This is a genomic window from Streptomyces sp. NPDC057638 (assembly GCF_042800315.1).
GTDB lineage: Bacteria > Actinomycetota > Actinomycetes > Streptomycetales > Streptomycetaceae > Streptomyces.
Window position 1 is genome coordinate 1 of record NZ_JBHVHF010000034.1, and the last position, 21,379, is coordinate 21,379.

The 21,379-nt window shown below is 72.9% G+C and carries 24 protein-coding genes; 14 read left to right on the plus strand and 10 right to left on the minus strand.

The genetic code is table 11. From position 1 onward, the window contains the following. Nucleotides 1-42: 42 nt before the first annotated feature. Both ACFVIM_RS07610 and ACFVIM_RS07615 read right to left on the minus strand, forming a co-directional pair. Nucleotides 43-1,770, minus strand: coding sequence for an AMP-binding protein (locus tag ACFVIM_RS07610; protein WP_384299725.1), 1,728 nt, complete (start codon nucleotides 1,768-1,770; stop codon nucleotides 43-45). Continuing rightward, nucleotides 1,767-3,443, minus strand: a complete 1,677-nt coding sequence (locus ACFVIM_RS07615) for an AMP-binding protein (RefSeq protein WP_384299726.1) — start codon at nucleotides 3,441-3,443, stop codon at nucleotides 1,767-1,769. The genes ACFVIM_RS07610 and ACFVIM_RS07615 overlap by 4 nt, the downstream gene beginning before the upstream one ends. Nucleotides 3,444-3,558: 115 nt before the next feature. On the opposite strand from ACFVIM_RS07615, the gene ACFVIM_RS07620 reads away from it, so the two are divergent. From ACFVIM_RS07620 to lysA, 3 genes are all read left to right on the plus strand, one after another. Then, nucleotides 3,559-4,404: a response regulator transcription factor gene (locus tag ACFVIM_RS07620; protein ID WP_384299727.1), complete on the plus strand. Its 846-nt coding sequence runs from the start codon at nucleotides 3,559-3,561 to the stop codon at nucleotides 4,402-4,404. A gap of 214 nt (nucleotides 4,405-4,618) precedes the next feature. After that, the gene (locus tag ACFVIM_RS07625) at nucleotides 4,619-5,032 is read left to right on the plus strand and encodes an SAV_915 family protein (RefSeq protein ID WP_384299728.1); all 414 of its coding nucleotides are present in this window, start codon (nucleotides 4,619-4,621) and stop codon (nucleotides 5,030-5,032) included. A 73-nt stretch (nucleotides 5,033-5,105) separates the two neighbouring features. After that, nucleotides 5,106-6,419 (plus strand): diaminopimelate decarboxylase, encoded by a 1,314-nt coding sequence (lysA, locus tag ACFVIM_RS07630; protein ID WP_384299729.1) that lies wholly within the window; start codon nucleotides 5,106-5,108, stop codon nucleotides 6,417-6,419. Nucleotides 6,420-6,532: 113 nt separating this feature from the next. Here lysA and ACFVIM_RS07635 read toward each other — a convergent pair whose 3' ends face one another. Continuing rightward, a complete protein-coding gene (locus ACFVIM_RS07635; RefSeq protein WP_384299730.1) occupies nucleotides 6,533-7,648 on the minus strand; it encodes a winged helix DNA-binding domain-containing protein in 1,116 nt (371 codons plus the stop codon). A gap of 114 nt (nucleotides 7,649-7,762) precedes the next feature. Continuing rightward, nucleotides 7,763-8,446, minus strand: a complete 684-nt coding sequence (locus ACFVIM_RS07640) for a helix-turn-helix domain-containing protein (protein WP_384299731.1) — start codon at nucleotides 8,444-8,446, stop codon at nucleotides 7,763-7,765. A 96-nt stretch (nucleotides 8,447-8,542) separates the two neighbouring features. Between ACFVIM_RS07640 and ACFVIM_RS07645 the strand changes: the two genes are divergently transcribed. Further along, nucleotides 8,543-9,301 carry a TetR/AcrR family transcriptional regulator gene (locus tag ACFVIM_RS07645; RefSeq protein ID WP_384299732.1) on the plus strand — a complete coding sequence of 253 codons (759 nt, stop codon included), beginning with the start codon at nucleotides 8,543-8,545 and terminating at the stop codon, nucleotides 9,299-9,301. A gap of 64 nt (nucleotides 9,302-9,365) precedes the next feature. Here the strand turns inward: ACFVIM_RS07645 and rpmF are convergent, their stop codons facing one another. The 3 genes from rpmF to rpmB form a co-directional block, all read right to left on the minus strand. Then, nucleotides 9,366-9,536: a 50S ribosomal protein L32 gene (rpmF, locus tag ACFVIM_RS07650; RefSeq protein ID WP_384299733.1), complete on the minus strand. Its 171-nt coding sequence runs from the start codon at nucleotides 9,534-9,536 to the stop codon at nucleotides 9,366-9,368. Between the two features lie 94 nt (nucleotides 9,537-9,630). Next, the gene (gene rpsN, locus ACFVIM_RS07655) at nucleotides 9,631-9,936 is read right to left on the minus strand and encodes a 30S ribosomal protein S14 (RefSeq protein ID WP_384299734.1); all 306 of its coding nucleotides are present in this window, start codon (nucleotides 9,934-9,936) and stop codon (nucleotides 9,631-9,633) included. Further along, nucleotides 9,936-10,172 (minus strand): 50S ribosomal protein L28, encoded by a 237-nt coding sequence (gene rpmB / locus ACFVIM_RS07660; protein ID WP_384299735.1) that lies wholly within the window; start codon nucleotides 10,170-10,172, stop codon nucleotides 9,936-9,938. The genes rpsN and rpmB overlap by 1 nt, the downstream gene beginning before the upstream one ends. Nucleotides 10,173-10,240: 68 nt before the next feature. Between rpmB and rpmG the strand changes: the two genes are divergently transcribed. The 4 genes from rpmG to rpsR all read left to right on the plus strand — a co-directional run bounded on the left by rpmG (nucleotide 10,241) and on the right by rpsR (nucleotide 12,215). Then, on the plus strand, nucleotides 10,241-10,405 hold the full coding sequence (gene rpmG / locus ACFVIM_RS07665; protein ID WP_384299736.1) for a 50S ribosomal protein L33: 165 nt from the start codon (nucleotides 10,241-10,243) through the stop codon (nucleotides 10,403-10,405). Between the two features lie 88 nt (nucleotides 10,406-10,493). Further along, entirely contained in the window at nucleotides 10,494-10,739 is a 246-nt protein-coding gene (locus ACFVIM_RS07670; RefSeq protein WP_384299737.1) for a type B 50S ribosomal protein L31, read from the plus strand. Then, a complete protein-coding gene (locus ACFVIM_RS07675) occupies nucleotides 10,739-11,908 on the plus strand; it encodes a CobW family GTP-binding protein (protein ID WP_384299738.1) in 1,170 nt (389 codons plus the stop codon). Before ACFVIM_RS07670 ends, ACFVIM_RS07675 begins: the two co-directional genes overlap by 1 nt. A 70-nt stretch (nucleotides 11,909-11,978) precedes the next feature. Then, on the plus strand, nucleotides 11,979-12,215 hold the full coding sequence (gene rpsR, locus ACFVIM_RS07680) for a 30S ribosomal protein S18 (protein ID WP_384299739.1): 237 nt from the start codon (nucleotides 11,979-11,981) through the stop codon (nucleotides 12,213-12,215). Between the two features lie 53 nt (nucleotides 12,216-12,268). On the opposite strand, the gene ACFVIM_RS07685 is transcribed toward rpsR, so the two are convergent. Next, nucleotides 12,269-13,195, minus strand: a complete 927-nt coding sequence (locus ACFVIM_RS07685; RefSeq protein ID WP_384299740.1) for a dihydrodipicolinate synthase family protein — start codon at nucleotides 13,193-13,195, stop codon at nucleotides 12,269-12,271. Further along, nucleotides 13,195-13,992, minus strand: a complete 798-nt coding sequence (locus ACFVIM_RS07690) for an aldolase (protein WP_384299741.1) — start codon at nucleotides 13,990-13,992, stop codon at nucleotides 13,195-13,197. Before ACFVIM_RS07690 ends, ACFVIM_RS07685 begins: the two co-directional genes overlap by 1 nt. A 217-nt stretch (nucleotides 13,993-14,209) precedes the next feature. Here ACFVIM_RS07690 and ACFVIM_RS07695 point away from each other — a divergent pair, with 217 nt between their 5' ends. Then, entirely contained in the window at nucleotides 14,210-14,806 is a 597-nt protein-coding gene (locus tag ACFVIM_RS07695) for a helix-turn-helix domain-containing protein (protein WP_384299742.1), read from the plus strand. 60 nt (nucleotides 14,807-14,866) lie between these two features. On the opposite strand, the gene ACFVIM_RS07700 is transcribed toward ACFVIM_RS07695, so the two are convergent. Continuing rightward, nucleotides 14,867-16,060, minus strand: a complete 1,194-nt coding sequence (locus tag ACFVIM_RS07700; RefSeq protein ID WP_384299743.1) for an alpha/beta hydrolase family protein — start codon at nucleotides 16,058-16,060, stop codon at nucleotides 14,867-14,869. A 304-nt stretch (nucleotides 16,061-16,364) separates the two neighbouring features. Here ACFVIM_RS07700 and ACFVIM_RS07705 point away from each other — a divergent pair, with 304 nt between their 5' ends. The 5 genes from ACFVIM_RS07705 (at nucleotide 16,365) to ACFVIM_RS07725 (ending at nucleotide 21,344) form a co-directional block, all read left to right on the plus strand. Further along, nucleotides 16,365-16,757: a hypothetical protein gene (locus ACFVIM_RS07705; RefSeq protein WP_384299744.1), complete on the plus strand. Its 393-nt coding sequence runs from the start codon at nucleotides 16,365-16,367 to the stop codon at nucleotides 16,755-16,757. Then, nucleotides 16,754-17,953, plus strand: coding sequence for a polyprenyl synthetase family protein (locus tag ACFVIM_RS07710; protein ID WP_384299745.1), 1,200 nt, complete (start codon nucleotides 16,754-16,756; stop codon nucleotides 17,951-17,953). The genes ACFVIM_RS07705 and ACFVIM_RS07710 overlap by 4 nt, the downstream gene beginning before the upstream one ends. A 257-nt stretch (nucleotides 17,954-18,210) precedes the next feature. Continuing rightward, on the plus strand, nucleotides 18,211-19,437 hold the full coding sequence (locus ACFVIM_RS07715; RefSeq protein WP_384299746.1) for an oxygenase MpaB family protein: 1,227 nt from the start codon (nucleotides 18,211-18,213) through the stop codon (nucleotides 19,435-19,437). Between the two features lie 665 nt (nucleotides 19,438-20,102). Then, nucleotides 20,103-20,498 (plus strand): tyrosinase cofactor, encoded by a 396-nt coding sequence (locus ACFVIM_RS07720; protein ID WP_384299747.1) that lies wholly within the window; start codon nucleotides 20,103-20,105, stop codon nucleotides 20,496-20,498. Between the two features lie 15 nt (nucleotides 20,499-20,513). Further along, nucleotides 20,514-21,344 carry a tyrosinase family protein gene (locus ACFVIM_RS07725; protein WP_384299748.1) on the plus strand — a complete coding sequence of 277 codons (831 nt, stop codon included), beginning with the start codon at nucleotides 20,514-20,516 and terminating at the stop codon, nucleotides 21,342-21,344. Nucleotides 21,345-21,379 lie beyond the last annotated feature (35 nt).

The following is a 21,379-nucleotide window of genomic DNA, read 5'->3' on the forward strand; positions in this document are numbered from 1 at the left end:
GCCTTCCCCTCGCCGGGAAGGCCGGGCCGGGTCAACGGCGGCTCAGGCGTTCTCCGGTGGAGAGAAGCGGGCCCGCAGTTCGACCTTGCGGACCTTGCCGCTCACCGTCATCGGGAACTCCGACAGGATCTCCAGCCGACGCGGCACCTTGTAGTGCGCGAGCCGTTCCCGGCAGAACTCCGTGATCTCGGCCAGCGTCGGCGGGTCCCCGGGGTCGCGGGGGATCACACAGGCCAGGACCTCCTCGCCGTACGCCGGATCCGGCACCCCCACCACCTGGACGTCCGCGACCTTCGGATGTCCGTACAGGAACTCCTCCACCTCCCTCGGATACACGTTCTCGCCACCCCGGATCACCATGTCCTTGATCCGGCCCACGATCTGGACGTATCCGTCCTCCCGCATCCGCGCGAGGTCCCCGGTGTGCATCCAGCGGCCGGTGTCGATCACTTCGGCGGTCCGCTCGGGCTCGCCCCAGTAGCCGAGCATCACCCCGTACCCGCGGGTGCACAGTTCCCCGGACTCCCCACGCGGCAGGGGCACCCCGGTGACCGGGTCCACGATCTTGACCTCGACATGGGGCAGGACCCGGCCGACCGTTCCCGTACGGGCTTCGAGGTCGTCCTCACGGCGGGTCTGGGTGGAGACGGGGGAGGTCTCCGTCATCCCGTAGCAGATGGAGACCTCGGCCATATGCATCTGGCTGACGACGCGTTTCATCACCTCGACCGGGCAGGGCGAGCCCGCCATGATCCCGGTGCGCAGCGAGGAGAGGTCGTAGGAGGCGAAGCCGGGCAGGTTCAGCTCGGCGATGAACATCGTGGGCACCCCGTAGAGCGCGGTGCAGCGCTCGGCGGCGACGGCGCGCAGGGTGGCGGCGGGGTCGAAGGAGGGCGCGGGGATCACCACGCACGCGCCGTGCGAGGTGGCCGCGAGATTGCCCATGACCATGCCGAAGCAGTGGTAGAAGGGGACCGGTATGCATATCCGGTCCCGCTCGGTGTAGCCGAGCGTCTCCCCCACGAAGAAGCCGTTGTTGAGGATGTTGTGGTGGGAGAGGGTGGCGCCCTTGGGGAAGCCGGTGGTGCCGGAGGTGTACTGGATGTTGACGGGGTCGTCGCAGGAGAGCCCGGCCTCGCGCTCGGCCAGCGCCGCGGCCCCGACCCCCTCGGCGGCGGCCAGCAGATCGTCCCAGCTCAGGTCGGCGGATTTCCCTTCGGGGCTGCCGCCGTCGCCGTCGCTTCCGTCGGCCAGGTAGTGGACCGAGCGCAGCGCGGGGCAGTCGGCGCGCACCTCGGCGACCAGGGCGCGGTAGTCGCTGGTCTTGTGGCGCCGGGAGGCGACGAGCAGCGAGACCCCGGACTGGTTGAGGACATAGCGCAGTTCATGGGCGCGGTAGGCGGGGTTGATGGTGACGAGGATCGCGCCGATCCGGGCCGTGGCGTACTGGAGGAGCATCCACTCGGCCCGGTTGACCGCCCAGATGCCCACCCGGTCGCCCTGGGCGACCCCGGTCCCCATCAGCCCCCGGGCGAGCCGGTCGACCTCGGCGCCGAACCCGGCGTAGGTGTAGCGGACGCCGGTGGCCAGATCGACCAGGGCCTCCCGGGCGGGGTGGGCGGCGATGATCCGGGCGAGGTTGGCGCCGATGGTGTCGCCGAGCAACGCCGTCGTACCGGTGCCGTGCGCGTACGACGGCGGACGAACGGGCCCGGCGGAATCACCGGGAACCAGCGGGGGCGACGGGGGCGTGACGGGGCCGTGGGTCATCGCAGCGCTCCCTCGTCGTACTCCTCGCCCGACCCCTCGGCCGTGCGCTGCCGCAGTTCGATGCGGCGGATCTTGCCGGACACGGTCTTCGGCAGCTCGGCGAACTCCAGCTTGCGCACCCGCTTGTAGGGCGAGAGCAGCGAGCGTGAGTGCTCGAAGAGGATCCGCGCGGTGTCGGGTCCGGGTTTCCAGCCGTCGGCGAGGACGATGTACGCCTTCGGCACGGCCAGCCGCAGCGGGTCGGGCGCGGGCACCACCGCCGCCTCGGCCACGGCCTCGTGCTCCAGCAGCGCGCTCTCCAGCTCGAACGGGGAGATCTTGTAGTCGGAGGACTTGAAGACGTCGTCGGCGCGGCCGATGTAGGTGATGTAGCCGTCGGCGTCGCGGGAGCCGATGTCCCCGGTGCGGTAGTAGCCGTCCGCCATGGCCTCGGCGGTGCGCTCCGGCTCCCCGTGGTAGCCGGTCATCAGCCCGACCGGGCGGGCGGAGAGGTCGAGCGCGATCTCGCCCTCCGGTGCGCCGGGTTCGCCGGTGACCGGGTCGAGCAGTTCCACCCGGAACCCGGGGCTGGGACGGCCCATCGAGCCCGCCTTCAGCAGTTGTCCGGGGGTGTTGGCGACCTGGACGGAGGTCTCGGTCTGCCCGAAGCCGTCCCGCACGGTCACCCCCCACTCCCGGCGCACGGTCTCGATGACCTCGGGGTTGAGCGGCTCCCCGGCCGCCACCGCCTCCCTCGGCGGCTGACGGAGCTGGCCGAGGTCGGCCTGGATCAGCATCCGCCATACCGTCGGCGGGGCGCAGAAGCTGGTCACCCCCACCCGGTCCATCTCCGTCAGCAGCCGGGCGGCGTCGAAGCGGGTGTAGTTGTGCACATAGACGGTCGCCTCCGCGTTCCAGGGCGCGAAGAGGTTCGACCACGCGTGCTTGGCCCAGCCGGGTGACGAGATGTTCAGATGGACATCGCCGGGCCGCAGTCCGATCCAGTACATGGTCGCGAGATGACCGATCGGATACGAGGTGTGGCTGTGTTCGACCAGTTTGGGCCGGTCGGTGGTGCCGGAGGTGAAGTAGAGCATCAGCGGGTCATCACCGTGGGTGATCCCGTCGGGGGTGAAGACCGGCTCGGCGGCGGCGGAGCGGTGGTACGGCAGCCAGCCCTCCACCCGGTCCCCGACGGCGATCCGGGTGTACGAGCCCGGTACGGAGTCGAATCTGGCGGCGTCCTCGGAGCGCGCCAGCACATGGGCGGCCCGGCCGCGCTCCACCCGGTCGCGCAGTTCGGCGGCGCCGAGCAGCGGGGTGGCCGGGATGACGACGGCCCGCAGCTTCATCGCCGCGAGGGCGGTCTCCCACAGCTCGTACTGGTTTCCCAGCATCACGATCATCCGGTCCCCGGCGCCGACGCCCTGGTCCCGGAGCCAGTTGGCGACCCGGGCGGAGCGCTGGGCCAGTTCGGCGAAGCTGAGCCGCAGTTCGGTGCCGTCCTCCTCGACGATATGCAAGGCGGTGCGGCCGTTGCCGTCCGCGATCCGGTCGAACCAGTCGAGCGCCCAGTTGAACCGCTCGGGCCGGGGCCACTCGAACCCCTCGTACGCGCTCTGATAGTCCTCCCGGTGTCGCAGCAGGAAGTCCCGGGCGGCCCGGAACCCCTCGTTCGTGCTGCTTGCCGCCATGTGCCCTCCTCATTGCCAAGGCCCGTCACTACCATCGTGAAGTCAGTGACCTACGTCTCACCACCCCCGTTCGGGGGTGGCCCGGTGGGCGGGGCGAGCAGAGGGAGAGAGCGCCGTGTCCGATGCGGCCGAGGCGGTGGAGATGCGCGCGGCGCTGTCAAGGCTCCGCCGGGACAGTGGGTTGCCGATCGCGTTCGGAGGGCTCCTCCACGATTCCCAGCGACTGCGGATCGCGCAGCTCACGGGGGTGCGGACGAACGCCCTGCACGGGCTGACGATCTCCATGGGCACCGGTCTGGGGGGCAAGTCGATCGCCCTCTCCCGCCCCTGCGCGGTCACGGACTACCGCGAGGCGCGCCACATCAGCCATGAGTACGACGCGGCCGTGGGCCAGGAGGGCCTGCGGTCGGTCCTGGCGGTCCCGGTCGTGGTGCGCCGCAAGGTGCGGGGGGTGATCTACGGCGCGCTGCGGCGGGCGGTGCCGCTGGGTGACCGCACCTTCGACGCGGCGGTGGCGGCGGCCCGCGATGTGGAGCAGACCCTTGTGGTCCGGGACGAGGTGCGGGGGCTGCTGGCGCTGGCCGAGGGGCCCCCGACGGACCGGGTGGGCTGGGAGGAGGTCCGCGAGGTCCATGGCGAACTGCGGGCGCTGGCGCCCCGCGTCGCTGATCCGGCGCTGCGGGAGACGCTGCTCGCGGTCTGCGGGCGGCTGACGGCGGCGGGCTCGGTGACCGCGCCGGACGCCTCGACTCCGGCGGGGGTGACGGTCGCGCTGGCACCGCGCGAAGTCGATGTGCTGGCGTGTGTGGCCTCGGGCTCGACCAACGCGGCGGCGGCGGAACGGCTGGGGCTGCGCCCGGAGACGGTGAAGGGGTATCTGCGGGCGGCGATGCGCAAGCTGGGGGCGCACACCCGGCTCGAAGCCGTGGTGGCCGCCCGGAAGGCGGGCGTGCTGCCCTGACCTGGAACCCACCGGCCCACCAGACTCGTACCGGATCCGGGTCCGGTACGAGTCGTCACGAGTCGGCACGAGACGGCGCTAGAGGGACGTCAAGGAGTGGGGTCCGGCGATCAGCGGTGCGTCAGGGAGGGATGCCCGCCCCACCAGGTGGGCATAGCGTTCCACGGGCCGCACGAGCAGAGGGCTCTGCGCCGACCGTCCCGTGGAGGACATCATGAACACGCTCACCCGTGAGGACGCCGACCCCGACGAACCCCGCCCGGTGGGGCCTTGGTACGTACCCGTCCGGCCCGGCTCCACCGGGTTCCAGCTCCGTTTCATGCGCACGCCCGTGGGTGCGCGCACCGCCGTCGCGTTCACCAGCCGGGAGCGGCTGACCGCCGTCCTGGGCTCCCGTCAGTCCTGGGTCCGCCTCGCCGAACCCGCCCTGCGCACGCTCGCGGAGCCGCTCGGGGTGACCACGGTGACGGTGGATCCCGGCCGCTCGGCCGGCGTCCCCGTACCGCGGTCCCGGCGTTCCCCCGTAGCGTCCACGGCCCGGTGCGGACGGCGCGGCGGCGGCCCGGGTGACCGGGAAGCCGGCGGCTGGGAGCGGCCGCCGGTGGCCACGGCCCCCGGGCACGACTGAGCACCGCCGGTTTCCCGCGCCCACCCCGGCCACTCCACCCCGCCCGTCCTCGTCCGCTCGGAGAGGTGTCCCCATGACCGCTGCGCTCGCCCCCGCGACCCCGGTGCTCACCCCCCGCGCCGCCCCCGGTTCGGTCTGGCCCGCCTCCACCCGGTCCTCCCCCGACGGGGATCTGACGGTGGGCGGGGTGTCCCTCACCGAGCTGGCGGAACGATACGGCACACCCGTCTACGTCATCGACGAGGGAGAGTTCCGCGGCCGGGCCCGCGCCTGGCGCCGGGCGCTGCCCGACGCCGACGTGGTCTACACGGCCCGCGCCTTCCTCTCCCGGGCGGTCGTGGACTGGGCCGAACAGGAGGGCCTCGGGCTCGTCGTCTGCTCGGCGGGCGAGCTGGAGCTCGCCGCCACCCGGGGCTTCCCCGCCGACCGGATCGTCCTGCACGGTGACGCCACCTCACCCCGCGATCTGCGGACCGCGCTGCGGATCGGCGTGGGCCGGATCGTTCTCGACGCCCCCGGGGAGATAGCCCGGCTGGCGGCGGCGGCCACCGGACCCGAGCCACAGCAGGTCATGGTGCGGGTACGCACGGGCGCGCTGCCGGGCGCCGGGGAGTCCGGTTTCACGGTCGCGGACGGCAGCGCGCTGGAGGCCGTGGGCCGGGTGCTGGGCCAGCCGTGCCTCCAGCTCGTCGGGATCCACACCTGTCTGGGGACCTCGGTGGCCTCGCCGGAACCGTACGCCTTCGCCGTACGGCGGCTGGTCTCCTTCCTCGCCGCGGTACGGGACCGCTACGGCGTCACCCTGCCCGAACTCGATCTGGGCGGCGGGTTCGCGGTGCCGTATCTGCCCGGGGACCCGGCACCGGCACCGGCCGCGTACGGGCGCCGCATCGAGGACACCCTGATCCGCGCGTGCGCCGCGCACGACTACCCCCGGCCCCGGCTGACCGTCGAACCGGGCCGTTCGCTGATGGCTCCGGCCGGGGTCGCGCTCTACCGGGTGCTCTCCGTGAGCCGGGGCGCGACGGGCGCCTGGGTCACGGTCGACGGCGGGATGAGCGACAACCCCCGGCCCGCGCTGTACGGGGCGCGCTACGCGGTCCGCATGGTCGGCCGCCACTCCGACGCGCCCGCGCGCGCCACCACCGTCGTGGGACGCCACGGCGAGACGGGCGATGTGCTCGCCGAGTCGGTGGAACTGCCGGAGGACCTGCGGCCGGGCGATGTGCTGGCGGTACCGGTGTCCGGCGCGTACCAGGTCTCCATGGCGTCGGGGTACGGCATGACCGGCCGCCCCCCGGTGGTCGCGGTGGCGGCGGGCCGACCCCGGCTGTTGCTGCGCCGGGAGACGTTCACGGACCAGCGGGGGCGTGACGTGGGTCTGTGACCCGGCGTCCGGATGCGGGGCGAGCGGGATCCGGCCGTCGGGGGGCCGCCGGATCCCGGTCGCCCCGCACCCGGTTCCCGTATCCCCCTCAGCTCCCCGCGGCTCTCGGCCCCTCAGTCGAGGAAGCGCCCGAAGCGGATGTCGTACGACGACGCGTCGGTGAGGGTGGCGAGCGTCCGCTCCCCCTCCGCCGCGACCTGCTCGCGCCGGGCGCGGCTCAGCTCCTCGAACGGCTGGACCACGAGGGTCGCGCTCCCCTCGGTCTCGGTCAGCCGCCAGATCCCGGCCAGGAAGCCGTCGACGAGGAGGGTGGGGTACGACTGGTTGCCCCGCCAGGTGAGTTCGCGGTGCTCGGTGCGGGCGATGACCCGGCCCCGGTCGGCGTGTGAGAGCAGCAGGTTGTCGTACTCCGGCAGGAAGCGCGGCGGGGCGGGGGTGTCCGGGCCGGGCCGGGGCGCGTCGGGCAGGTCGAAGAGTTCGGTGCCCCGCTCATCGCGGAAGACCACGAGCCCGGGCCGCAGCCGGGTGAAGACCTCCCGCAGCCGGGTCAGCCCCGACCAGGTCTGCGCGTCCTTCACGGAGGCGGGCCCGAACGCCGCGAGATAGCGCGTCACGAGATCGTCGCGGCTGACGGGTTCGCCCGGCTCCCGGCCGAACCAGTGCCCGGCCGTGGTGAGCGTGACCTGGCCGCCGCGCCCCCACAGTCCCCGCGGGGTCGTCTGCACCAGCGGCAGGACACAGCGTGCGGCGAGGGAGAGGGAGAACGGGTCGGCGTCGGGCCAGTGGACCAGCAGCTCCCGCCGCAGCTCCTTCATCGTCCTCGGCTCCTCCTCGACCAGCTCACGCGCCCGCTCCCGCAGCATGTCGAGGTCCACCCCCACCAGCCCGGAACGGAACGCCCTCAGCTCCCGCTCCAGCGCGGGTTGCGCCAGCGGCCGCAGCCCGAGGGCGTCATCGGCGGTGTGGGTGTGGAGGGTGGACCGCAGGGTGACCAGCCGGGCGACCTGACGCTCCGCCATCAGTGCGGACAGTTCCCCGGGGTCGAACTCCGCGAGCCGCGCGGCGAGCGCGAGGTACGGGGGCCGTACGTTCTGCGCCTGGAGCCCGACGAGATGGCGGACGGCGGCCTCCGCGTCCATCGCCGCGCGCGGCGCGCGGCGCAGGAGCGACTGGCGGTCGAGGGTGGCGCGGTTGAGCGCGCGCGGGGAGAGCACGGGAGCGGAGGCCATGACGCCACCTTAGGAAAAATCGCGGACAGTTCCGGTCCGCGATTGCCGCGGGCGCTGACCTGCCGCGCCCGTCGGCGGGAACCAGGAGACCGTCGAGCGTGCCCTGTTCGCCCTCTACAAGGGCGCGGTGGCGGCGCACCCGCACCCGTCGGTGCCGCAGGCCGTTCGCGCGGCACGCGAGGGGACGGACACCGGCCCGGTACGCTCCGCGGCGCCGATGTGCGCACCGGCCGCACCGCCGTGATCGCACCGTACGACCGATTCCGGCCGTGCGGAATGATCGTCCTCGCGGTCCGGCCCGGAGGACCGCCGAGGCGTGGGCGCCCACGCCGGCCGCTCCCCCGGTGTGTCCACCGCGCTCCGCGCCATCCGCCGGAACGCGCTCGGCGTGGTCCCGTACACCTCCCGGAAGGCCCGGCTGAAGACCGTGGGGCTGGCGAAGCCCCAGCGGGCGGCGATCTCGCCGATGGGCCGGGTGGAGTGGAGCAGTTCGGCCCGGCAGCGCTCCAGTCGGCGGTGGCGGATGGAGGCGGCGACGCTCCGGTCGCGGCCGTCGAACAGGGCGTAGAGCGTTCGGATGGAGATGTGGTGGCGGGCCGCGAGGGTGCGGGGGCTGAGCCGGGGGTCGGCGAGATACCGGTCGATGGAGGCCTCGACGCGGTGCAGCAGCTCGGATCCCCCGGCGTCCATGGCGGCGGACCGTGTGTCCACGGGCCGGCCCACGTACTCCCGTGAGCGGTGGAGCGCCTCCCAGCCGGACGCGTGCCCCGCCGCGGTGACGGCGAATCGGTTGTCCATATCCATCCCCCTTCTGCGTATGCCATACGCCAGATTGCGTAAGGCTTACGCATTACTAGGATGTCCGTCAAGGTGGAACGGCGGAGGGCTGCGGATATGACCGGGAACGACGACGGCGAGAGCTGGCTCCCCGCCAGCGTCGAGGCGGCATGGGGCCTGCGCGAACGCCCCGCGAAGGGGCCGAGGCCCGCACTGAGCATCGACCGGATCGTCACCGCGGCCGTCGAGCTCGCCGCCCGCGAGGGCCTGGGCGCGGTGTCGATGGGGCGGGTGGCCAAGGAACTGGGCGCCTCCACGATGTCCCTGTACCGCTATGTCGCCGCCAAGGACGAGCTGTATCTGCTGATGCAGGAGGCGGCGGTCGGCACCCCGCCGCCACCGCCACCACCGGGCACGGGCTGGCGCGAGGCCCTGCTCGCCTGGGCGGGGGCGCAGCGGGACACCGTACGCCGCAATCCCTGGATGCTCCGGCTGCCCATCGCGGGCCCGCCGCTGACCCCGAACACGGTCGCCTGGTGGGAACGCGGACTGGCCGCGCTCGACGGCACCGCGCTCGACGAGGGCCAGCGGATCTCCGTCATCATGCTGATCAGCGGCTTCATCCGGCAGGAGGCGTCCATCGCGGCGGACCTCGGCGACGCCGTCGCGGCCTCGGGACTCGACCCCGAGGAGGCGATGCGCCGGTACGCCCGTACCGTCGAACGGCTGGTGGACCCGGTGCGCCATCCGCTGGTGACCCGGCTGCTGGAGTCAGGGGTGCTGTTCGAGGCGGATGACCCCGACCATGAGTTCACCTTCGGCATGGCCCGGATCCTCGACGGCGTGGACACCCTGATCCGCGCCCGCACCCCCTGACCTCCCTCCGCCGCGCACGGACACGTCCGTACGCGGCGGAGGGTGCGGCCGCGCCGCCGGGGCCTCAGCCGTCGGGGCTGATCAGACCGCGTTCGTACGCCTTCACCAGACGCTGGGGAACGCGGTGCACGACACCGCCGATGACGACGGGGACCAGTGGGGGCGTGGTCGCCCGCCACTGGGCGCGGCGGTGGCGGGTGTTACTGCGGGACATCTTCCGCTTGGGGACGGCCATGGGAACTCCTCCGTGTGGTGTGGGTACGGGGGGCGGTCCGCCGCGCTGACGCGGCCACCGCCCGTGCTCTCGCCGGGCGCCCGGTGGGCGCCGGTCACCAGGACGACTTGGTCACCCCGGGCAGGAAGCCCGCGTGCGCCTGGGCGCGCATCCGCACCCGGGAGAGCCCGAACCGGCGCAGATGGCCACGGGGGCGGCCGTCCACGGCGTCCCGGTTGCGCACCCGGGTCGCGCTGGCGTCGCGCGGCTGGCGGCGCAGTTCGGCGGAGGCGGCCGCCCGCTCGGCCGGGCCGGTCGACGGGCGGCGGATGATCTCCTTCAGCTCGGCCCGCCGGGCGGCGTACCGCTCGACGACCCGCTTCCGCTTCTCGTTCTGCGCGATCTTGCTCTGCTTGGCCATCAGACCTTCCCTCCCCGTGCGCGGATCCGCGCGACGGCGGCCTCGACACCGATGACGTCCACGGTCTTGATCGCCCTGGCACTGAGCGTCAGACGGACATACCGCCCTTCACCGGCCAGCCAGTAGCGCTTGCGCTGGATGTTCGGGTCGAACCGGCGCGAGGTGCGCCGATGTGAATGGGAGATGCGCTTGCCGAACCCCGGCACAGCGCCGGTCAGTTGACAGTGAGCCGACATGGACGCCGCCACCCCTCTCGTCGAGTGCCCTTACTGTTAATGAAAATCATTGCCATATACTAGCGCCCATGGCACGCAACGAACTCCGCCCGGTGATCAAGCTCCGGTCCACGGCAGGCACCGGGTTCACCTATGTCACGCGGAAGAACCGGCGGAACGACCCCGAGCGGCTGGTGCTGCGCAAGTACGACCCCGTCGTCCGCCGCCATGTCGCCTTCCGCGAAGAGCGCTGATCCACAGAGAGCGCTGACCTGCTCAAAGCGCTGACCTGCTGAAAGCGCTGATCCACCCCACCCGTCCGGCCGCAGAAAGGCCCCCGCCATGAAGCCAGGAATCCACCCGCCCTACGGCCCCGTCGTCTTCCGCGACTCGGCCTCCGGCACCGTCTTCCTCACCCGCTCCACGATGACCAGCGACACGACCATCGCGTGGGAGGACGGCAACACCTACCCCGTGGTCGATGTGGAGATCTCCTCCGCGAGCCACCCCTTCTACACCGGCACCGCCCGCGTCATGGACACCGCCGGACGCGTGGAACGGTTCGAACGCCGCTACGGGACCCGGTGATGGCCCCCGGACACCGGCTCTCCGTCGTGATCGTCGCCGGGATCCACGCGGAGGCCCGTACGGAGGTGGTCGACCGGCTGCTGCGGGCCGTCCCCGGTAGCGTCGCGCTCCACCACGATCTGGACGACGCGCCCGGCGGCACCGTGCTCCGCGTCGTCCGCGACGCCTCCGGAACCCTCTCCCGGGACGAGACACCGCTGGTCAACGACTGCGCCTGCTGTGCGCTGCGGGAGGATCTCGTACCGGAGCTGGAACGGCTGGCGGCGGGCGGGCTGACCCGGCTGGCCGTGGTCGAGCTCTGGGACTCGGTCGAGCCGAAGACCATGGCGGAGGTGGTCGCCGCGCACGGCGGGACCCGGCTGACCCTGACCAATGTGATCACCGCCGTGGACCCCGCGCTCGTCCTGCCCTGTCTCGCCAACGGCGACGACCTCGCCGAAGCGGGTCTCTCGGCGGCCCCCACCGACCAGCGCACCATCGGTGACACCTGGGCGCGCCAGCTGGAGTACGCGCCGGTCCTCGCCCTCGTCGACAGCGCGGAGGCCGACGACGGCGACCACGCCCTGCTGGCGCAGTTGCACCCCACCGCGCGCCGGATCCGCGCCGACTCCGGGGAGCTGGCCCACGCGGCGCTCGGCGGCGGGAGCGGACGCGGGGGCTTCGATGTCGAGGCGGCCGCGGCGGCACAGCATCCGGCCTGCGCGCTGCTGCCCCAGGACGCGGACGAGGCCGGAGTGACCACTCTCGTGTGGCGCCGCAGACGCCCGTTCCACCCCGGACGTCTCTACGCGGCGCTGGAGGACCTGTGCTGCGCCGCCGCCCGCAGCCGGGGCAGGTTCTGGCTGGCCGAGCGGCCCGACACCCTGCTGGCCTGGGACGCGGCGGGCGGCGCGCTGTGTGTGGAGAACGCCGGTCCCTGGCTGGCGTCGCTGCCGGACGCGGCCTGGGAGATGGTTCCTCCCGTCCGCAGGGCGGCGGCCGCGCTCGACTGGCATCCCGACCACGGCGACTGCTGTCAGCACCTGGTCTTCACCTCGCCGGGGCTGGACCGGGACGGGCTGGAACGGCTGCTGGACTCCTGTCTGCTGACCGACGCGGAGTACGCCTCGGGGCCGGACGGGTGGAAGCGGCTGCCCGCCGCCTTCGACACCCTCCTCGACGCCGCCTGAGCACGCCCTCCCCGGCCCCCTCCGGCCGCCGGGCCCCCGACACCGATTCATCCACGCAAGGAGCAGTCCTATGGCCCCCCGCCCCCACCACCGCAAACCCGCGACCCCCCGGCCCAATCCGCTGGACGCCGCGGGGATCACCTTCATCGACTACAAGGACACCGATCTGCTCCGGAAGTTCATCTCCGACCGGGGCAAGATCCGCAGCCGACGCGTCACCCGGGTCACCGTCCAGCAGCAGCGGGCGCTGGCCGCGGCGATCAAGAACGCGCGGGAGATGGCCCTGCTGCCGTACTCCAGCCGCTGACCGCCCGTCGGCGGGGCCGCGCCTCCCCGTGCGGTGGCCCCGCCGCCGGCGGCTCAGACGGTACGTTCCGCCGCGCCCTCCAGGACCGGATGGGCCGCGAGGTGGTCGAGCAGCTCGCGCAGCCGCTCGGTCTCCTGGTCCGGCAGCGGAAGCAGCGGCGGCCGGGGCGAACCCACCGAGCGGTGCTGGAGCTCAAGACCGGCCTTGATGGCCCGGGGCAGCCCGTACTCGACGATGAACCGCAGGAACGGCAGGAGTTCGGCCAGCAGCGCGTCGGCCCGCTCCTGGCGGCCCTCGGTGACCGCCGCGTGGAGCGCGAGGCACCAGCGGGGGACGAGGCAGGGCGCGGCCGTGCACCAGCCGGACGCGCCGGAGCGGAAGGCGTCCAGGACGACGGGGTTGCTCCCGTTGTAGACCGACAGCGCGCCCTCGGAGAGCTCGCGCAGGGCGCGGAAGCGGGCGACGTCGCCTGAGCTCTCCTTGACCATGGTGAGGTTGGGGATCTCCCGGGCGAGCGCGACCACCGTCTCCGGTCGCAGATCGACCCCGCTGGTGCCGGGGTTGTTGTAGAGCATGACCGGGAGGTCGGTGGCGGCGGCGACCGTGGCGAAGTGGCGCTTGAGTTCGTCGTCGGTCAGCTTCCAGTACACCTGCGCCAGCACCATGATCGCGGTGGCTCCCTGGCGGGCGGCCACCCGGGCGCGGCGGACCGTGCCCTCGGTGCTGAAGTGGGAGACACCGACCAGGGTGGGGACCCGGCCCGCGACAGCGCTCAGCGTCGTCTCGCAGACGGCGTCCCATTCGCGCTCGCGCAGATAGGCGCTCTCGCCGGTGCTGCCCAGCGGGGCGATGGCGTGGCTGCCCGCGTCGACCAGTTCGCCGGTGAGCCGCCGCAGCGCGGCCAGGTCGAGCTCTCCGCTGGCGGGGTCGTAGGGGGTGACGGGGTAGGCGATGATTCCGTTCAGGGGCGGCTGGGACATCAGATCTCCACCGTTCCATCGACGCAGTCGGGGTGCGAGCGCAGTGCCTTGCGCGCGTAGTACGCGAAGTTCGCCTGGCTGCGGCGGTCGGTGGAGGTCCAGTCGTGGGCCTCGCGGGCGAGCTCCGGGTCCAGCGGCTGGATGGTGCCCGCCGCCATCGCCAGCAGCTGCAGCCGGGCGGCGCGCTCGATGAGCATCGCCAGGTTGCACGCCTCCTCGATGCTCCGGCCGGTGACGAGCTGGCCGTGGTGGGCCAGGAGGATGGCGCGCTTGTCACCGAGGGCCGCGGAGATGATCTCACCCTCCTCGTTGCCCACCGGCACGCCGGGCCACTCCTTGAGGAAGGCGCAGTCGTCGTAGAGCGGGGTGGTGTCCATCTGGGAGATGACGAGGGGCACTTCCAGCATCGCGAGCGCGGCGGTGTGCAGTGAGTGGGTGTGGATGATGCAGTTGACGTCCTCGCGGGCGCGGTAGATCCAGGAGTGGAACCGGTTGGCCGGGTTGGCCATGCCCTCGCCTTCGAGGACCTGGAGGTCCTCGTCGACCAGGAGGAGGTTGCCCTCGGTGATCTCGTCGAAGCCGAGGCCGAGACGCTGGGTGTAGTAGGTGCCGGGCCGCTGTCCCCGGGCGCTGATCTGGCCCGCGAGCCCGGAGTCGTGTCCGCCGTCGTAGGCGATACGACAGGTCAGGGCCAGCTTCTGCCGGGTGGTCAGGGACGAGCCGCCGAAGTGGGCGCTCATCTGGCTCTGTGCGCGGTCGACCAGGACCGCCTTCGGATCGTGCAGTGTGTTCGCCATGTCCGCTCCGGTTCCGGGGCGCGTCCGGTGAGGGGCGGCCCCGTAGGGGGGTGCCGCGCGCGGCACCCCGAATTGAGGAAACTTGGTTCACCATAGGACACCTTGTGTCATGCAGCAAGGGGCCGGCCGACACCGCCGGCCGACCGGCGGGAACGGGACATACTGGGGTCCCGCGCGGCCGATGACCCGCCCGTGGGGCATGCGAAGGGAAGCGACAGTGATCAACCGAGTACGGCAGCTGCGCAAGGAGCGACTGATGACCCTGGAGGCGCTCGCGGCGCGCTCCGGTGTCACCAAGAGCTACCTGTCGAAGGTCGAGCGCGGCCAGAGCGTGCCCTCGATCGCCGTCAGCGCCTCTCTGGCCAAGGCACTGGACGTGCCGCTCGACACCCTCTTCGCCGACGCCGAGGAGCTGACCGAGGTCACGGTCACCCGCGCCGGGGAGCGCCAGCCGCTCACCTCGGACGACGAGCCCGGCTCCCGCTACGAGGGCATGGCGCTCCAGGCCGGAACGAAGCGGATGACCCCGTTCATGCTGTATCCGCCGCACGACGCCGGGCCCGTGCCCTTCCGGGACCACCCGGGCGAGGAGTTCGTCTTCGTCCACCAGGGCCGCGCCGAGCTGATCCTGCCCTCCCGGACCATCACCCTCGAACCGGGCGACTGCGCCTACTTCAAGGCCACGACCCCGCACAAGGTCCGCTCCCTGGGCCCCGAACGCGCCACCGTCCTGCTGCTGATCACGGACGACCGGCCCGCCGGACCGGCCCCCCACGGCGACGGGAGGGGCACCGCGCGGACCGTCCACCCCTGACGGACGGCCCGTGCGGACGGCCCGTGCGGACGGCCCGTGCGGGACGGCCAGGCGACCCGGTCAGCGGCGGTGGAAGACGATCTCCGGGTGGGCCGCGGTGGGCCCGTCGAGGACCGGCCGGGCGGCGCCCCTGAGATGCCGGTCGAGGAAGGCGGCGAGATAGGTGCGGGTGAGCCGGACCGACCGTTCGCCCGTCAGCTCGCCCGCCGGGGCGGACCGGGTGCGCAACTGGCCCACGAGGACGGGCGCGTCGCTGAAGCTGTAGTGGTCCCCGCCCTCCACGGTCAGCCAGCGCTTCCAGCCGTCGAGCCCGCGCACCGCCCGGTCCCAGCTCGCCTCCGCCCCGGGGACGGTCTCCTCCGCCCCCAGCAGCAGGAACGGCCGCCGGTCCAGCCCGTCGCGCGGTACGGGAACGAAGATCCGACCGTCCATGTTGACGCCCGCGTCCACCCGGGAGTCCCGCGCCATCAGATGGGAGGCCGTGGCGCCGCCGATGGAGTGCCCGGCCATGGCGATCTTCCTGGAGTCGATCATCCCGGCGTGCTTCCAGACCGGCCGTGGCCCGGTGAGCCGGTCGAGGAGGTACGAGACGTCCTTGGCCCGCCCCCGGACGACGGCCGCGTGCGAGACCTCACCGCTCTCCGTCTTCCGGCACGCCACACAGGGCAGGACGCCCCGGCCGGGGAAGGCGGTGGCCTCGGACTCGTAGGCGTGGTCCACGGAGGCGACCACATAGCCACGGGAGGCGAGATCCTCGGCGAGGCTCGTCAGCGACACGCGCGGCGCGCCGAAGCCGGGCGACAGGACGACCAGCGGGAAGCGGCCCTTCAGCGGGCGCGCGTCGGTCCTGGCCCAGGTGCGGGCCCGGGAGAGCGGCTTGGCGCTGCCGGGCGGCAGGAGGTCCTCGCCCATGGTCCGCACCAGATTCCGCGCCTCGGCGAGCGTCATATACGGGCCCGGCGCGATGCCGGTGCGCTCACGGGCGGGGTAGTGCAGGGAGACCAGCGTCCGCCGGGCCCCGGACGAGGGCACCCACGGATCCTCGCGGTCCCGGTCGACGAGGTGGTGCGTCGACAGCCCGACGGCGTACGGACCGGTGGGCCGGGGCAGTTCGACCCGTACGGCCGCCGCCTCCCGCGCGGCGGGGGCGGGGGTGGAGGCGGAGACGGGGGCGGCCACGGCGGTCTGTGCCAGCGGGAGGGTGACGGTCAGGGCGAGCAGCGCGGCCACGGGGCCACGTCGGATTGCGGTCATGGGGCGACCGTAGGGCGGCCACCGGAAGTCGATCATCATCATCGCGGGCGGACCCCCTACCGCCCGGGTGCCATTCCGCCGCGCCGGGGCTCCGACCTGGGGCCGACCTCGCCTCGCCCTCCCGGCTGACCCGGAGCACCCGGCACGGAGCCGCGGACGTGCCCAGGGAGCGGACCCAGTTAGCAGAACCAGCGCCCTCCCACGGGCGATTGGCCCCGCTTACACCAGATCGAATGACTTCCGGTGTAGTGATCTGACCGAGGGGATAGCCCGACCCGGACAGCATCCGACAGGTGGGGTGGCGATGACAGAGTCAGAGACAGCGGGGGCCGGGTCCGAGCGGCGTTCGGACGAGGCGATCCTGCTGGTGGCCGGGGCCGTGGACATGGCGCTGGAGCAGGCCGAGCAGGCGCTGCGACGGGTGCGGTCCCTGCTGGGCCGGTCCGACCTCGGAGAGCTGGCGGCCGACGTACGGCGGGACTTGGTGGCGCGCGGACGGCACAGCGGTCTGGACCCGGCCCGGGTGCTGCCCTCGGAGTCCCATGTGGAGCTGGTGGCACGGCGGCTGACCGCCCGTACCGCGGCGGGCGGGACCGACAGCGCCTTCGGCGCGTCCGGTGCTTCCGGTACCTCCGGTGCTTCCGGTGCTTCCGGTGCTTCCGGTACGGACGCCGCCGCCGGGCGTACGGGCCGATGACGGCCACGATGGCGGGGGCGGCCGCCCGGGCCGGGACGACCAGAACCACGGCCACGGCGGGGGCGGCCGACCCGGGTGACCGCACCGGACACCCGGGCCCCGGCGACGCGCCCGCGCCGGACGCCCTCCGCGCGTTCAAGGCACGCGTCGACGGCGAACTGGAGGTCTTCGCCCGGCGGGAGACGGCGCTCCTGGAGGCGATAGACCCCGACCTGGCCTCCGTCGGGGCGCAGTTGCGCGCCGCCGTCAGCCACGGCAAAAGGCTGCGGGCGGCGTTCTGCTACTGGGGCTGGCGCGCGGCGGGCCGGGACGACAGCGACGACATCGTGCGCGCGGCGGCGGCGATGGAACTGGTGCACGCGGCCGCCGTCGTCCACGACGACATCATCGACGAGAGCGCGGTACGCCATGGCCGCCCCACCGCGCACCGCGCCCTGGCCCGCTCCGGGGACCACCGGGCGGACGGCTCCGCACGGGCCTCGACGGGCCGGGCGCTGGCGCTGCTCACCGGGGATCTGCTGATCTCCTGGTCGGGCCAGCTGTTCACGGAGTGCGGACTGCCGGGCGCCTATCTCAACCGGGCCCGGCCGCTGTGGGCCACGCTCGCCCGGGAACTGGTCGCCGGGGAGTGCCTGGAGGTCCTGCGCACCGGGCCCGGCTCCGGCGGCCCGGAGAGCGCCGACGGCTCGCTGAAGATCGTCCGGTACAAGACGGCGAAGTACACCGTGGAACACCCGCTGCACATCGGCGCGCTCCTCGGCGGGGCGCGTCCCGCGCTGCTGGAGACGTTCAGCGCGTACGGCGTACCGCTGGGCGAGGCGTTCCAGTTGCGCGATGACCTGCTGGGGGTCTTCGGCTCCCCGGACACCACGGGCAAGTCCGGCCTCGACGACATCACCGGGGCGAAGCCGACGGTGCTGCTGGCCCTGATGCGCCAGGGGGCCACGGACGCCGAACGCCGGGAACTGGGCTCCCTGCTGGAGCGCCACCCCACGGCCGGGGCCGGGCGGCTGGAGCGGTTCCGGGAGATCGCCGAGCGCACCGGCGCCCGGGACCGGGTCGAGCGGCTGATCACCGCGCGGGCGGAGACGGCCACCGGGGCGGTCGACGCGGCGGTACGGGCGCGTCTGCTGGAACCGCCCGCCGCCGAGGCCCTGCGGGCACTGGCCCGGCACTGTCTGGCCCGGGCGTTCTGATCCGCGCCGGGGCCGGCCGGGGCCCGGACGCGACCCAGGCCGCACCCGGACGCGACCGGGCTGGGGCACACCCGTGGCCGTCCGGGGCCCGTGGCCGCGCCTCGGGCGCGCGCCCGTCCCCCTGGCCCGCGGCGGGCCGCCCCGTCGCCGGGCCCGCCGCCGTTCGGTCACCCCGGTCCCGTACGCCCCGCACATCCCCGTACGCCGCCCCCTCACCGCCGTACCCCCGTCATCTGACGCGAAAGGAAACACCCACCATGAGCAGCGCCGGAACCGAACCACACGCGGAAGCGGCCCCCGCCGCCCCGGCCTTCACGAACGCGTCGCTCGACGCCCTGCGCCAGGTCGGCGACGAGTTGGCGGACGCCACCGTCGCCGAGCTGTTCGAGCGGGGGGAGATGGGGAAGTTCAACACGCTCATGCGCTGGTTCTCCACCGCGGGGCAGGAGCTTCCGGACGGGCTGCCGGACGTGGCCCGCGCCTATCTGGAGGCGACGGCCATGCCGCCGTCCTGGGTGGACTGGGGCGAGATGGAGCGGGCCCGGCTCTTCTTCATCGACAACAACGTGCATATCTCCACAGCGCTCTCCTTCGTGTCGATGCCCGCGTGTTACGCCATCCCGCATGTGGCGAAGCTGCTCAGCGCGACCCACTCCCTGGCCTATCCCTCCCGGCGGATGGCGGAGACCGGACAGTTCACGGTCTACCTCATGCAGCCGAACGCCTTCGAGGCGGGCAGCAGGTTCATCCCGGCGGCCCAGAAGGTGCGGCTGCTGCACGCCTCCATCCGGCACCATCTGCGGCGGGAGGGGCGCTGGGACACCGAGCGCCTCGGCACGCCGATCTGCCAGGAGGACATGATCGGCGGCCAGCTGGCCTTCTCCATCATGGTCCTCGACGCGCTGCACCGGCTCGGCATCCATATCTCCAACGAGGGCGCCGACGCCTACTACTACGCCTGGCGGGTGGTCGGCGCCATGCTCGGCATCGACACCGCCCTGATGCCCAAGGACCTGGACGAGGCACGGCTCTTCGGCGATCTGTATCTGACGCGCCATCTGGGCCCCTCGTCGGAGGGCGTCCACCTCACCCGGCAGCTGATCGACCTGTACGAGGAGGTGGTGCCCGGCACCGTCTTCGACCCGGTGGTCCCGGCGATGATCCGCTATCTGATGGGGGACACCGTCGCCGACTGGCTCGACGTGCCCCGCTCCGCCTTCTGGGACACCGCGATCCGTACCGCGCCCACCCTGCTCGGGGTGCTGGAGACGCTGGAGGACCGCTCCCCGGTGGCCGCGTGGGCGCTGGACCGGCTGGGGCACTACACGAGCGTGCTGGAGCTGAGTTCGCTGACGCGGGGGCGGGTGATGCAGTACGCGATCCCGGAACAGCTGAAGGGCGACTACGGGGTGACCTCGGCCAAGCCCCGGCTGGACCGGTGGACCCCGCCGCCGATCACTCCGGACCTGTCCGGCGGCCGCTGACCACCGCGTCCCGCCGCCACGCGGTCGGGCACCTTCCCGGGCGTGTCCCCGCTCCGTACGGTCGCGGCTCCTCCCGGGCACCCCGGTTCCGTACGGTCGCGACTCCTCCCGGGCACCCCGGTTCCGTACGGTCGCGACTCCTCCGGCGCGGGCGTCGCGGCCGCGCGGGAGGCGGGCGGCGGGCGGCGGGCGCTGACACGATCAGGGCCCTCGCCTGGCGGGCCCCGCGGCCACGCGGGAGGGTGTCCAGCGGCCGGACCCGGCGGCACGGTCCCTCATCTCCCCGCCCCCCGCATCCGTACGGGAGGACGTCCCCGACCACGGCGGCGAGCGGCACGGAACAGGGCCGAGCCGTAAGTGCGTGCCCGAGTTCCGGACATGTTATGGCGGGGAAGGGAGGGACGGGCGACGACGAGGGTCCGCAAGTTCTGCGGAGCGATCACCCACCCTCGGCGGAATATCTTCTTCCGGAGCCTTGGGAACGGCGTACCGGAACCACTTTTTGATCTTGCGGCTCCCGGACCCAGCTCCGAAAAGTTGGCTGTTTGACAGCCAACCGGAACCCCATGCCTTCCGCGTCCATCCTCCCCCTCAGTAGGCATGGGGGTGGTGACCCGCTGTGACCCGGGGGTCACTTCCGCCCAACTCCCAGGGGGTTCTTCGCCATGCCCGAAATCACCCGCCGCCAAGCCGTGGGGGGCCTCGCCGGCGCCGCCGCGGGGCTGGCCGTCGCCGGCGCCGCCACCGCGTCGGCGAAGAGCACGCCGCCCCGGAAGGCGCCCAGCGGCGCCCAGGGACCCGCGCCTTTCGACGAGGTCTACAAGGGCCGCCGGATCCAGGGACTGCCCACCGACGGCGCCCATGCCGCCCACGCCCACCACGGCCCCGGCTTCCGTGTGCTCATCGACGGCCGCGAACTGCATCTGATGCACCGCGCCGACAACACCTGGACCAGCGCGATCAACCACTACGAGACGTTCCGCACCCCGCTGGAGGCCGCGCGCACCGCGGTCATCGGCCTCCACGGCGCGGACCTCGTCCCCCTCCCCACCATCGCCTGAGCGGGAGCACCGACCATGATCGTACGGAAGAACCAGGCCAACCTCTCGGCCGCCGAGAAGAGCGCCTTCGTCAACGCCGTCCTGGAACTCAAGCGCCGAGGCGTGTACGACGAGTTCGTCACCCTCCACCGCACCCGTTTCATCCAGGACATGAACCCGGCGTACGTCCGCACCGGACACAACACGCCGTCGTTCCTGCCCTGGCACCGCCAGTATCTGATCGCCTTCGAGCGGGAGCTGCGGACGATCGACGCGTCGGTCTCGATCCCCTACTGGAACTGGGTCATCGACCGCTCGCCGACGGCCTCCCCGTGGACCCCCGACCTCCTGGGCGGCGGCGGTCTCGGCACCAACTTCCAGGTGCTGGACGGGCCCTTCGCCTACGCGACGGGGAACTGGCCGATCACCGTCCAGATCGACACCCACCCCTTCCTCAGACGCACCCTGGGCGGTACCTACCCGCTGCCCCGCCAGTCGGACGTCGACCAGGCGATGGCGGCCACCGTGTACGACGCGCCACCGTGGAACGAGAACTCCCCCAACACCTTCCGCAACATCCTCGAAGGCAACTGGGGCGCCTTCCTCCACAACCAGGTCCACACCTGGGTCGGCGGCCAGATGGCCCAGCCGGTCTCCCCCAACGACCCGGTGTTCTGGCTGCACCACGCCTTCGTCGACAAGCTCTGGGCCGACTGGCAGCAGCTCCACCCGGCCAGCCCCTATCTGCCCAACGGGACGACGCCGGACGCGGTCGACCTGAACGAGGCCATGGCACCGTGGGACGGTCCGGGCGGAGTGACACCGGCGCAGATGCTCGACCACACGCCGTACTACACCTATCTCTGACGCCGCCTGACAGCGTCCGACACTGACTGACGCCG

Bases quoted from the DNA above. Each gene is read 5' to 3' on its own strand.
- ACFVIM_RS07610 (WP_384299725.1), bottom strand. From the start codon at position 1,770: ATGACCCACGGCCCCGTCACGCCCCCGTCGCCCCCGCTGGTTCCCGGT.
- ACFVIM_RS07615 (WP_384299726.1), bottom strand. From the start codon at position 3,443: ATGGCGGCAAGCAGCACGAACGAGGGGTTCCGGGCCGCCCGGGACTTC.
- ACFVIM_RS07625 (WP_384299728.1), top strand. From the start codon at position 4,619: ATGAACACGCTCACCCGTGAGGACGCCGACCCCGACGAACCCCGCCCG.
- lysA (WP_384299729.1), top strand. From the start codon at position 5,106: ATGACCGCTGCGCTCGCCCCCGCGACCCCGGTGCTCACCCCCCGCGCC.
- ACFVIM_RS07635 (WP_384299730.1), bottom strand. From the start codon at position 7,648: ATGGCCTCCGCTCCCGTGCTCTCCCCGCGCGCGCTCAACCGCGCCACC.
- ACFVIM_RS07640 (WP_384299731.1), bottom strand. From the start codon at position 8,446: ATGGACAACCGATTCGCCGTCACCGCGGCGGGGCACGCGTCCGGCTGG.
- ACFVIM_RS07645 (WP_384299732.1), top strand. From the start codon at position 8,543: ATGACCGGGAACGACGACGGCGAGAGCTGGCTCCCCGCCAGCGTCGAG.
- rpmF (WP_384299733.1), bottom strand. From the start codon at position 9,536: ATGGCCGTCCCCAAGCGGAAGATGTCCCGCAGTAACACCCGCCACCGC.
- rpsN (WP_384299734.1), bottom strand. From the start codon at position 9,936: ATGGCCAAGCAGAGCAAGATCGCGCAGAACGAGAAGCGGAAGCGGGTC.
- rpmB (WP_384299735.1), bottom strand. From the start codon at position 10,172: ATGTCGGCTCACTGTCAACTGACCGGCGCTGTGCCGGGGTTCGGCAAG.
- rpmG (WP_384299736.1), top strand. From the start codon at position 10,241: ATGGCACGCAACGAACTCCGCCCGGTGATCAAGCTCCGGTCCACGGCA.
- ACFVIM_RS07670 (WP_384299737.1), top strand. From the start codon at position 10,494: ATGAAGCCAGGAATCCACCCGCCCTACGGCCCCGTCGTCTTCCGCGAC.
- ACFVIM_RS07675 (WP_384299738.1), top strand. From the start codon at position 10,739: ATGGCCCCCGGACACCGGCTCTCCGTCGTGATCGTCGCCGGGATCCAC.
- rpsR (WP_384299739.1), top strand. From the start codon at position 11,979: ATGGCCCCCCGCCCCCACCACCGCAAACCCGCGACCCCCCGGCCCAAT.
- ACFVIM_RS07685 (WP_384299740.1), bottom strand. From the start codon at position 13,195: ATGTCCCAGCCGCCCCTGAACGGAATCATCGCCTACCCCGTCACCCCC.
- ACFVIM_RS07690 (WP_384299741.1), bottom strand. From the start codon at position 13,992: ATGGCGAACACACTGCACGATCCGAAGGCGGTCCTGGTCGACCGCGCA.
- ACFVIM_RS07700 (WP_384299743.1), bottom strand. From the start codon at position 16,060: ATGACCGCAATCCGACGTGGCCCCGTGGCCGCGCTGCTCGCCCTGACC.
- ACFVIM_RS07705 (WP_384299744.1), top strand. From the start codon at position 16,365: ATGACAGAGTCAGAGACAGCGGGGGCCGGGTCCGAGCGGCGTTCGGAC.
- ACFVIM_RS07710 (WP_384299745.1), top strand. From the start codon at position 16,754: ATGACGGCCACGATGGCGGGGGCGGCCGCCCGGGCCGGGACGACCAGA.
- ACFVIM_RS07715 (WP_384299746.1), top strand. From the start codon at position 18,211: ATGAGCAGCGCCGGAACCGAACCACACGCGGAAGCGGCCCCCGCCGCC.
- ACFVIM_RS07720 (WP_384299747.1), top strand. From the start codon at position 20,103: ATGCCCGAAATCACCCGCCGCCAAGCCGTGGGGGGCCTCGCCGGCGCC.
- ACFVIM_RS07725 (WP_384299748.1), top strand. From the start codon at position 20,514: ATGATCGTACGGAAGAACCAGGCCAACCTCTCGGCCGCCGAGAAGAGC.